General features: G+C 42.6%; 10 protein-coding genes and 1 pseudogene. 3 read left to right on the forward strand and 8 right to left on the reverse strand.

What is annotated here, in order from left to right; genetic code table 11:
- Positions 1-7: 7 nt before the first annotated feature.
- The 4 genes and pseudogenes from AACQ21_RS09270 to AACQ21_RS09285 form a co-directional block, all read right to left on the reverse strand.
- Positions 8-2,353 (reverse strand): hypothetical protein, encoded by a 2,346-nt coding sequence (locus AACQ21_RS09270; protein WP_094147130.1) that lies wholly within the window; start codon positions 2,351-2,353, stop codon positions 8-10.
- Complete coding sequence (locus tag AACQ21_RS09275) at positions 2,353-3,756, reverse strand: tyrosine-type recombinase/integrase (RefSeq protein ID WP_088729054.1); 1,404 nt, start codon at positions 3,754-3,756, stop codon at positions 2,353-2,355. The genes AACQ21_RS09270 and AACQ21_RS09275 overlap by 1 nt, the downstream gene beginning before the upstream one ends.
- Positions 3,757-3,847: 91 nt before the next feature.
- Positions 3,848-4,180 (reverse strand): annotated as a pseudogene (gene bcp, locus AACQ21_RS09280) (thioredoxin-dependent thiol peroxidase); the annotation flags it as partial.
- Between the two features lie 13 nt (positions 4,181-4,193).
- Complete coding sequence (locus tag AACQ21_RS09285; RefSeq protein WP_013856284.1) at positions 4,194-4,736, reverse strand: glycine cleavage system protein R; 543 nt, start codon at positions 4,734-4,736, stop codon at positions 4,194-4,196.
- A gap of 282 nt (positions 4,737-5,018) precedes the next feature.
- Here AACQ21_RS09285 and dapA point away from each other — a divergent pair, with 282 nt between their 5' ends.
- Both dapA and bamC read left to right on the forward strand, forming a co-directional pair.
- The gene (gene dapA, locus AACQ21_RS09290; RefSeq protein ID WP_026028067.1) at positions 5,019-5,897 is read left to right on the forward strand and encodes a 4-hydroxy-tetrahydrodipicolinate synthase; all 879 of its coding nucleotides are present in this window, start codon (positions 5,019-5,021) and stop codon (positions 5,895-5,897) included.
- Positions 5,898-5,948: 51 nt separating this feature from the next.
- Positions 5,949-6,968, forward strand: a complete 1,020-nt coding sequence (gene bamC / locus AACQ21_RS09295) for an outer membrane protein assembly factor BamC (RefSeq protein ID WP_105976769.1) — start codon at positions 5,949-5,951, stop codon at positions 6,966-6,968.
- Between the two features lie 43 nt (positions 6,969-7,011).
- On the opposite strand, the gene AACQ21_RS09300 is transcribed toward bamC, so the two are convergent.
- From AACQ21_RS09300 to AACQ21_RS09315, 4 genes are read right to left on the reverse strand one after another with little or no spacing between them, the layout of a single operon-like run.
- The gene (locus AACQ21_RS09300; protein WP_013856288.1) at positions 7,012-7,221 is read right to left on the reverse strand and encodes a DUF2897 family protein; all 210 of its coding nucleotides are present in this window, start codon (positions 7,219-7,221) and stop codon (positions 7,012-7,014) included.
- On the reverse strand, positions 7,193-7,876 hold the full coding sequence (locus AACQ21_RS09305) for a M15 family metallopeptidase (protein WP_105976770.1): 684 nt from the start codon (positions 7,874-7,876) through the stop codon (positions 7,193-7,195). Before AACQ21_RS09305 ends, AACQ21_RS09300 begins: the two co-directional genes overlap by 29 nt.
- A gap of 3 nt (positions 7,877-7,879) precedes the next feature.
- Positions 7,880-9,013 carry a succinyl-diaminopimelate desuccinylase gene (dapE, locus tag AACQ21_RS09310; RefSeq protein ID WP_094145235.1) on the reverse strand — a complete coding sequence of 378 codons (1,134 nt, stop codon included), beginning with the start codon at positions 9,011-9,013 and terminating at the stop codon, positions 7,880-7,882.
- A 16-nt stretch (positions 9,014-9,029) separates the two neighbouring features.
- Entirely contained in the window at positions 9,030-9,377 is a 348-nt protein-coding gene (locus AACQ21_RS09315; protein ID WP_094131610.1) for an ArsC family reductase, read from the reverse strand.
- Positions 9,378-9,580: 203 nt separating this feature from the next.
- Here AACQ21_RS09315 and AACQ21_RS09320 point away from each other — a divergent pair, with 203 nt between their 5' ends.
- On the forward strand, positions 9,581-9,868 hold the full coding sequence (locus AACQ21_RS09320) for a winged helix-turn-helix domain-containing protein (protein WP_010318729.1): 288 nt from the start codon (positions 9,581-9,583) through the stop codon (positions 9,866-9,868).
- Positions 9,869-10,348 lie beyond the last annotated feature (480 nt).

Here is a 10,348-nt window from a genome sequence, read left to right on the forward strand (position 1 = left end):
TCCATTACTATGAGGATAAAAGAGCGTGGTCGAAAGAGACTCTTGGATGACGACCTTGGGTATTAAATCGCTGCATAGCCTCGCCAAATACATCGTCACTAGCCCCATCTAGCGTATATTCAAACTGTTCAATTTTCTCATGAATATCACTTTTCACATCAGGGTACATATCAAGTGTTTCTTTAAGAACATCTATGTATGAAATGAGCCTATAAACAGCTTCAACGTCATCTACCGCCTTGGCTGATTGGCACTTGTAACACATATCAAATTCAGCACAAGGTAAGCTTAGGCCTACTGCATAGTTTGTTTCTCGCTGCGTATTTTTACCATCACTAATGGCTTGTTGCCCATTACAAGTCAGACCGTTGGGGTTGGTTTTTGCATTGCTTGCTGTGCGCTTTTTCTTCCACTCATCGTGTGACAACATCGGAATACCACGCCTTTTCACCACAATATCTTTTGCTTGCTCTAAGCTCGTTTCATTATCGAGGTTTTCAATGACTTCTATACTCTGAGATAGGATGACTTTATTTAGCAATGGATGCCCGTTTAGGTAACTTCTCTCTAACGTTTCCTTCGCGTTCTGGAGTAAGCTTTGAGCGCCTTGAATTCCACCTTCGGCATGGGCTTGGTTACTGGTCATTTCTCGCCAGCGACTCGATTGAAGAGAGAGGTAGTAATGGTTTGTTTCAACAGACCAAGTCCGCATTAGCTCTGCTGAAATAGGGCTGATGCCTTCCCAATCTTTAGGGACGTGGTGGTTCCTTTTCGCTAAAAGTAGTCGTTCATATTTCTTGGCCTGCTTGTTTGCTCTCTCTTTAGAATATTGCTCAATTTCTTTGACTACAGCTAAATCAGAAACGGGGACTTTAAAGAAGCCGCCGATGCCATTTCTATAGTTAAAAGAAACGGTAATATTGCCATCACTATCTTTTTCGGAGTAGGTAAGCGGAAGTAAAATCCCTTTAAGCGGTAAGTCGGTGTAGCAAGATAAAATACAATAGGCGCTATTGGTTGCCCCTTGCCCAGCCTTGGTTTTGGTCGTTGTCTTGACTTCTTTATGAACAACAGTGCGCCCCAGGTGATTAACGACTTTCTTTAACGTGATTGTTTGTTGGTTGCGGTAGGCGTAAAAAAGCTCTTTAAACCAAGGTAGGTTGCCAGCCCGGTACGGAGATAGCAAGTGTAGTTGGTGAACGAGTCTTTTATTTATCTCTTTTAAATTAAAGGTATGATTCACATCAGCGTGATTATTGAGGGTGAATATTAACTCTGAGCCATCTTCACTATTGCCATATAGCTTGGATAGTCGTTCGAGTAATCGAATAAACTTCACACCATCACGCTTATCAATGTCAAATTGCTCACCTGCCAACAGAGCATCGACCTCTTTGTTCGCTCTGGGCTTATGACCTGAGACTTTCACAACTTGCAGGCTCTTATCTCGCTCTTCTGTATGAACCTTAATTGGATGGGCAATATTTCGAACGTTGCTGTCGTTCAGTGAGGTGAAATAGCACATCAAATGATATGCAGCGCCCATCGTGAGGTTAAAAGCGGCACCAGTATTAACGCTTGTGCCATCTTTACTTGTTCCGCCCCAGGTCACATCCAATGATGTTGGAATTTGAATCACTTCTTCATGTTCACCAAGGTCAATAATAAGCGGAAGCGTTTCTGGCAAAGGTGTGTTGTTTTCTTTGGCTGCAATAAGCTGTGGTGCGAGAGTGAAGAATAAATGACTCAAACGTGTCACAAGAAGCTCTTCTTCTTCCTCTGAATATCCTTTATAGGGTGTTTTTTCTCCTGCAAACCCCCGATGATGCAAAGCCCAATCGGAAACAGGCAAGTCACACCAATGGAGCGCATAACGAAGGGATGTAAGTATAGAGGGAGCTGTCGATTCTTTAATACCTAGCTCATCACCATGATTGTATTCCCATAGGTGCCTTGAAGGGCGAAACATCTTGATACGATGCCTTAATTCGCCATCGTTACCAGCAAACTTTAGATAACCACTTTCGGTGAATGGGTCAACATTTACCGTATCACAAAAAGCAAGATAGGAACGCAAGAATAAGTAGTTAGATGTGACTGTACTTGCTGATTTACCATTACTGGCATATTGGTTGGCTTTCTCGCAAAACCGCCTAATAAATACTGCTCGACTGTCTATTTTCTCATTTTCTTTGTTACACCCTAAGTGCAATAAGTGAGAAACATCGAACTGCTTTGGTTTATTTGACCTCGAATTTTTATAAGGAATTGTCAGATTCAAAGGCACGACATTTTGGCTATTGCGTACATGCTTAACTGAATTGGTTTGTCTGGTAATTTTACTTTTCGCCATTACGCCCAGCCTCCGTTTATTTTGAGGTTTTTCGCTTTAGCCATATTGATTTGGTCGTCCAGTTTATTCATGAACTTAATGTATTTCTCAGTGGTTGACGTGCTTGCATGCCCCATTAGTTCCGCTAGTTCATCCATAAGGAAGTCATAGCCAACGGCACGCTTTTGCGACTCCTGCCAAAGCCAATGAGTTGCAAAGGTAGAACGCAAATCATGAATCCTGTAATACCAAGAAGAATCTACTTCACGTATCTGTTTTCGAAAGTTTGAAAAGTGCGTTTCTAAAGTGCTGCCTGAGTAGGGAGTTCCTTTATTTGAAATAAAGAGGTACTCTACGGTATCTAATACCTCACCTGACTGAACAAGCTCATTGCGTTTGTTTAGGTTCGTAAGTCGTGAGTTACTTTCTTTGTACATCTCTAGCTCTTCGTAAAGCTCAATGGGAATGTCTACGGTTCGAGGCTTACTACCTTTTGTGTGAGTGATTTTGACTGGTACTGCATCTAAATCACTGTAGTCAGCCTTTCCTATATCGTGAGCGGGGAAGTGAATAGCTTCGTCAATTCTTAGCCCAGCCTCGACACATAGCCGAAAGATTAATCTTGTCGCCTTTGGGAGTGAATTGACATGCTCATTAAATAAAACCTTGTGCTCAGGGTGCATGGGTTTTAGTTTTTTATGGGCGGGAGTGTTTTCTTTTTTTGGAAACATCCTCATGAGATTGGACGTTTCATAATTACGTTTAGAACCTGACTTTGTGTGAGCCAACATATCGTGCTGATTTAACTCTTGATGCACCGTTCCTGTTGTGTAGTGGGTAACAACATTCTGAACGTCATTTTTGATGTAGCCGTACTTTTGCATCCACTTATAGAATCCAATAACGGCACTCATATAACTTCTAGCGGTAGATAAACTAAAAGCTTCATCGCCATTAGCACCTTCAATATTATTGCAGTTCGCAAGTAGAAACTCCGCAAATCGCCAAGGCGCACCTTCTTCCTCATACCTCGATAGGGTTTTATAAGTTAGATATTCAGGTGGTATTTCATTACCATCTTCATCAATTTGAGAGTAGTGAGTGGAATCTAAATAACGAGTAAAAGCTAACAAGCCTTTTGCAATCGACCCTGTGTCTTTGACTTTTCCTTCACCACGCAATTTAGACACTAGGTATAGGGACTGTGGGTAAACAACCGTCCCATCAGGTGCAATGATGATATCGGTTTTCTTCAAGCGGGATTCCAGATTGGAAGGGGAAAGGTAGGGGGAGTGCGTCACTTCTCCAGATTCAGTATCGATACTCGCTGAAATTTGTAGCTTTGCTAATGTATCTACCTCGATGGAAAGCAGTTGGTAGTCATCATAAATATCAGAATATTTGTCTTCATGCGTTTCTATCACAAAACAACCCTCAATATGTTACCCTCATATCAAAGATAGATTTGTCATAAAAAATTATCAAGGTTTATTGTCATGGAAATTTTCTAAGGGTGAACTTCTTCTCACCCCATACGCCGAACTGCTCAGCAACCACGTGGTCTTCATCGGATAATAAAGTAAAGTTTAAGTGATCACGTTCAATGAACTTTCCTAAACGCTTCACGGGATCGGTGCTGACTCCGAGTACCACTACGTTGTGAGCATCGAGTTCTGCTTTTACATCTCGAAGGCCTTGAGCCTGAACGGTACAACCTGGTGTCATGGCTTTAGGATAAAAGTAGAACAACACCTTTTTCCCTGAGAAATCAGCAAGGGAAACGGTATTTCCATCTTGATCTAAAAGTGAAAAAGCAGGTGCTGGCGTGCCTGCAGTAAGCGTTTTCATTATTCTTCCTTTTTTATTGACTGTTTTTTATAAAGTTGAGCGAACCTTGTACATCCAGTGTCTTGCATAAACTGTCAAATTCTTCTTGTAGTTGCATTAAGTTACACCCTGAATCGACACTGGCGGTAATGGCAATATGAAATTGGTCGTGATCAAGATGTAACTTTGATTTATGAATCGTCTGCGCACTCAGTGAAGCCATACCAATATTACGATTGGCAAAAAATTGAGTGAATTTCTCTGTTAGGCCAATTTTGTCTTCAGACTCAACAAACACTTCAACCGTATAGGCATTATCTTGATAATCATGAGGTGATGTACGTTTCATGATGGTGATGAGATCATGTTGTTGGCCTAATAAAGGTAAGGTTGTCTCTACTCGGGTGATGTGGTTTGTATTGCCAGAGACCAGCATGATGAGCGTGAACTCTTTGCCAAACAAAGCAATTCGGCTATCGATGATATTGCAGCCTGATTGCGTAACTAAACGTACCACTTCATTACAGATACCAGGGCGGTCTGTCCCTACAGCAGTGATCACTAGATGCTGAGTCATAATATCGCTTCACTTTTATCGTTTTGGGCATGTTATCACAGTTAAATTATAGAGGAACGGTGGTGGAATAGCTTTTTAAGAACTCCGTCTTGAAAATAACGTGTTGTTGACATCGACATATTCAGATCCGCTATAAAGTTTGCCCTTAATTGATGTTGTTTGTTAAACCTCTAACATCTGATAAATATTCATCCAAATGGGCTGATTAAGCGAATTTAATCCCTTGTGTTTTTCAATCGCCTTACAGTACCATGCAGAAAGTAACAAATTAGGGAGATGGACATGTTTTCAGGAAGTATCGTAGCGCTTATTACACCGTTTAATCATGATGGTGAGGTTGATTTTGTTAGTTTGAAGAAGCTGGTGGACTTTCACGTGACAGCCGGAACTGACGCCATTGTTGCCGTCGGAACAACGGGTGAATCTGCCACGCTAACCGTTGAAGAGCATGTCAAAGTTGTCGCAAAAACCGTCGAGTTTGCCGAAGGACGTATTCCTGTGATTGCGGGAACGGGTGCGAATGCTACTCATGAAGCGGTAACGTTTAGCCGTTTATTAAATAACACAGGTATTGCTGGCTGTTTAAGTGTGACTCCTTATTACAATAAACCAACCCAAGAAGGTTTATTTCAACACTACAAAGCAATTTCTCAAGAGACTGATATCCCTCAGATTCTCTATAATGTACCAGGCCGTACAGCGGTGGATTTGCGTCCTGAAACCGTCGCTCGCCTTGCTGAAATTAAAACGATTGTCGCTTTGAAAGATGCAACGGGTGATTTGAGCCGAGTGGCTCTTCATCGTGAGCTTTGTGGAAAAGACTTTATTTTATTAAGTGGCGATGACGCGACAGGTTTGGAGTTTGTTAAATTAGGTGGACAAGGTGTTATTTCGGTGACGAATAATATTGCCGCTAAAGATATGGCGCAGATGATGCACTTAGCATTAGAAGGCCGATTCGACGAGGCTGAGCTTATTAATCAACGTTTAATGCCTTTGCATAAAGGTCTATTTGTTGAGTCGAGCCCGATCCCAGTGAAATGGGCTGCTCACAAAATGGGATTGATTACAAATGGTGATCTACGTCTACCTTTGACTGAACTGTCTGAACCTGTACGTTCAACGGTTGCCCAAGCCATGACCGAAGCTTGTATCTTCTAAATCGATTCAATATTGTGCCGAGGCTTTTTCCTCGGCAGTCTAGGAGTTTGAATGAAATTTACTCATCAGCTAGTTATCAGTTCACTAGCTGTTTTTGTTTTAAGCGCATGTGCTGGTAACGCTTCTCAGCGTCGCCAAGCAAAAGATGATTTTGCTTATTTAGAAACCCCGGCTCTAAAAGAGTGGCAACTTCCTGAAGGAGCCACTCCGCAGTTTTACCCTAATTACCAGATCCCTGAAGGTGACTTCCAAGGTGGCATTGGCCGTACTGTGGATATTCGTCCTCCTCAACAAGTCTTAGAATTGATCCCAGGTGCGCGTGCCGAGCGCCAAAATGGCGAAGTGACATTATGGATGATCAAGCAAGATGAAGCCGACAAGGTGTGGCAAACTGCGTTAGCCATGCTTAAAGAGCGAAATATTGGTATCGCTGCACAAAGTGAAAACCAGATTGATACTGATTGGGTGACTTGGGTTTCCGAAGATGAAGAAGTTGAGATTGGTAGCCGCTACCAAATCTCACTGGTAATGGCGAATAATCGTTTTGGCTTTAAGATTTCATTGACTGGTTGGCGTGAAGGTGGCAAAGAGATGCCAGTGAGTGCCACCAATAGAGAGCGTTATAATGCGTTCATGACCAATTTGGTTACGGCTCGTTACGATACCGATCTACGTCAAGAAGCAGCACGTAAAGCTCAACAGTTGGTTAAACAGATCCCCATTACGATGGGCAGTGACCGTAGTGGTTTCCCTGTAATTATTGCTCGTACCCCTTACGATGTTCTGTGGCAACGTTTGCCTAATCTTATGCCGCAGATCGGTTTTACGCTCGAAGAGCGTAACCAATCTCAAGGTACAATAAAAGCGAAATACTCCGCGCCAGATGACGCCTTTTGGCAAGACATTGGCGTGAAACCTATCTCGCTAAAAAGTGGAACTTACACCTTCTTGTTAGGTGATCTAGGTAACCGTACCTCGATCAACGTGACCAATTCAGCCGGCAAGCCGGTGGAAGAAGAACTACTGAAAGATATGGTACCTGTACTGTCGGCGATTGCCGAGCGTCAGTAATTGTGATGACGAATCCATGAAAAATAAAGGGACGAAAGTCCCTTTATTTTTGCTCTGAATCTGAGTCTTCGTGCTTATCAAGTTCGTTGAGTTTATCCAGATCACTCTTCTTTCCTTTCAAGCCAAATTTCATGTTAGCCGTGTATTTCAGCGCGGCAATATTACCGATAAACACCGCTAAGATTACAATAGTGATAACCCAAGGGTTGGTAATGAATTCCATATTAGGACTCCGGTTGGCTGATGTTAACAATGTACTGAGTGTAGATCCGATCTAAGTTCTCTTGTACCGTCGACACACCTAGGAGCGGCATGTTTTCAAGCTGTGTCGCCAATACGCTTGGCGTCAACAGGTCAAGACAGTCTTTAGCCGCTGTTTTGTGGCTAATATGCCAAGGTTCAAACGCAACACCGCCTTTCTTTCGTTGGTAGGGGAAGAAAAAACCAAACTTAGGTAAATGCTCTTTCATCCATTGATAAAAAGGAGCTTGGTGGCCTGAGAGATATTCCCAAGGTTCAAGCTTGAGCGTGACACCTGTCGGTAATGCTTTGCGATCAAAAACATCAAAGTCACACCCCCAATGGTGGCGGCTGCTACCGGGCAGCGCTGACCAGCGCAAAATCGTGAATATCTTTTGTTCTTCGCTTAACTGAGCAGGGTTTATCGGTTGACTGTTATTATCAAGTAATTCGGCTTGCCCTGACATTTTCCGATTCCAGATGTTCAACTGGCGTTCAAAATCACGAAACCCACTGGCGATATGGAAATCAAAACCAGCGTCGTCAGCCGCTTGTTTTAGAGCGAGCAAATCTTGGATCACCCCGGGGTGAACCAAGAAAGATTTCTGCCCAATCAGCACTGATGTTAAATGGGAGTCGGTTTGTCCGGTCAACTGCTCTGGAGTCATGGGTTACACCAATAAATTCTCTAGGGTTTTTTGGTACATATCTGTTAGTTTCTCTAAATCGGCAATCTTAACGCACTCGTTAACTTTATGAATTGTCGCGTTAACAGGGCCAAGTTCGACCACTTGTGCTCCCATCTGGGCAATAAATCGTCCATCAGATGTGCCCCCTGTCGTCAATAGCTCTGGGGATTTGTGGTTCACCTCATCGACGGCTTTAACGACGGCAGTCAGTAATGAGCCCGTATCGGTCAAGAAAGGTTGGCCGCTTAATGTCCAGCGTAATTCATAATCCAATCCATGGGCATCTAAGATAGAATGCACGCGGCGCTTGATCTCTTCATCGGTTAACTCGGTACTGAAACGGAAGTTAAACTGCACGTCAAACTCACCGGGGATAACGTTTGATGCTCCCGTGCCAGCTTGCAAGTTTGGAATTTGGAAGCTGGTCGGTGGGAAATAAGCGTTCCCTTCATCCCATTTTATTGCCGCAAGTTCGGCTAACGCAGGCAAGGCTTGGTGAATCGGGTTATTAGCAAGGTGAGGATAAGCAACGTGTCCTTGAATCCCTTTTATCTGTAGATCGCCTGTAATTGAGCCACGACGGCCATTTTTTATCACATCGCCCACATTTAATGTACTCGATGGCTCACCGACGATACACATATCAATTGGCTCATTACGCGCCATTAACGCATCGACTACGCGAGTGGTGCCATTGATGAATGGCCCTTCTTCATCTGAAGTGATCAAAAAGGCAATCGAACCTTGATGGTTAGGGTGCTGTTCAATAAAGCGCTCGACAGCGACAACCATGCAAGCAAGCGAGCCTTTCATATCTGCCGCCCCGCGCCCATGTAAATAACCATCAATTACAGTCGGTTCAAACGGCGCTGTATGCCACTGCGCTAAAGGGCCCGCGGGAACCACATCCGTATGGCCAGCAAAGGCAAAAAGAGGCGATTGAGTGCCGCGGCGAGCCCAAAAATTAGTGGTATCTTCAAAGACCATTGTTTCCACTTCAAACCCTAGTGCTTGTAAGCGTTTAATCATCAGGTCTTGGCAACCTGCATCCTCAGGAGTTACTGATTGGCGACTAATGAGATCTTTTGCGAGCGCCAGTACAGGGCTGTCTGTCATCCTTGAAATCCTTGTATTAAGAGAAAATAGCAGTGTATTGCTGAGCATTAAAACCGAGATGGTAATGGGTATCGACCAATAAAATAGGTCGTTTGATCATAGCTGGTTGTTCAACCAACAAAGCCACAACACTGTGAGCATCTAACGACTCTTTTTGTGAGGGCGTGAGCTGCCGAAAGGTTGTACCGCGTTTATTGAGTACATTTTCCCAACCAAGCGCTTGGCAAAACTGAGCCACGAGCTCGGCATCAATACCTTGTTTGCGGTAGTCATGAAATTGGTAATCCACCCCCGCAGCTTCCAACCATTTCCGTGCTTTTTTAATGGTGTCGCAGTTGGGAATGCCATACATGGTGATCGTCATAAAAATCCTTGTCGAGGCGTATTATTTTTTTAATGGTCAAATCCTATCAGGAAGCGCTGTGGCTTACAAAATAGAGATGCTTTTATTTCGTTGTTTAAAAAAAATGTGTTTCAGTTGCTTACGATTGGAAAGTTATTGATCGAACGCAACACTCTAAATGTGAAAACAGAAATAATGAAGCGGCACAGTAATAGGAGGTGTCAATGGAACTGAGTCCTGTTTTTGCAAGGCGACTGTATTTAGCTTTGTTAGTAGAAAGCCTTGAAAGACCAAACGTGCCCAAACTCATCGAAAAAACGGGGTGGCCTCGCCGTACGATTCAGGATGTCCTGAAAGCACTGCCAGGAATAGGGATTGAACTGATGTTTGTTCAAGATGGAAGGCGTCACAATGATGGTTACTATCAACTCTCTGATTGGGGGCCATTTGATAGTCAATGGGTATTAGATCGTCGCTGTGATATTGCGACTAGCCTTGGATTTAGTGCATAAGCCAGCATTTGCTGGCTTTTTTTATTATTATCCCTGAATCATCGTCATATGGGTTAATGAATGTATTATTAATAATTAAGAAATGCTCCTTCCATCATAAGTTATCCAACCATTGGTATTTTATAGTCACTAAGTAACTACTCATGCTATATGGTGTAAGATATTACCTGTTCTTGTTGTTTAAATGATTTGTTTATTTCGTTTGATGTTTTTTTATTTGTCTAATTATATGTATCCTATTGTTTTTAAGGTGTTTATTCTTGAATTTTAAGTATGTTGAGAGTTTGTTTTTTTAGCTTAAAATAAATCCACTTATTTGAAATAGCTTGTGCTTAATGGCTTGTAATCAGTATGGGTTAATTTCAAGTTAAGTGGTTAAGTTTTTTATTAATAAATAAAGTCAGGCTTACTTATCTTAAGCTTATATAGTTTAAATTATTAGGATTAAAAAAATGAAAAAAACAATTATTGCCTCTGCAT

This window comes from Vibrio sp. V01_P9A10T6 (genome assembly GCF_963877065.1).
GTDB lineage: Bacteria > Pseudomonadota > Gammaproteobacteria > Enterobacterales > Vibrionaceae > Vibrio > Vibrio anguillarum.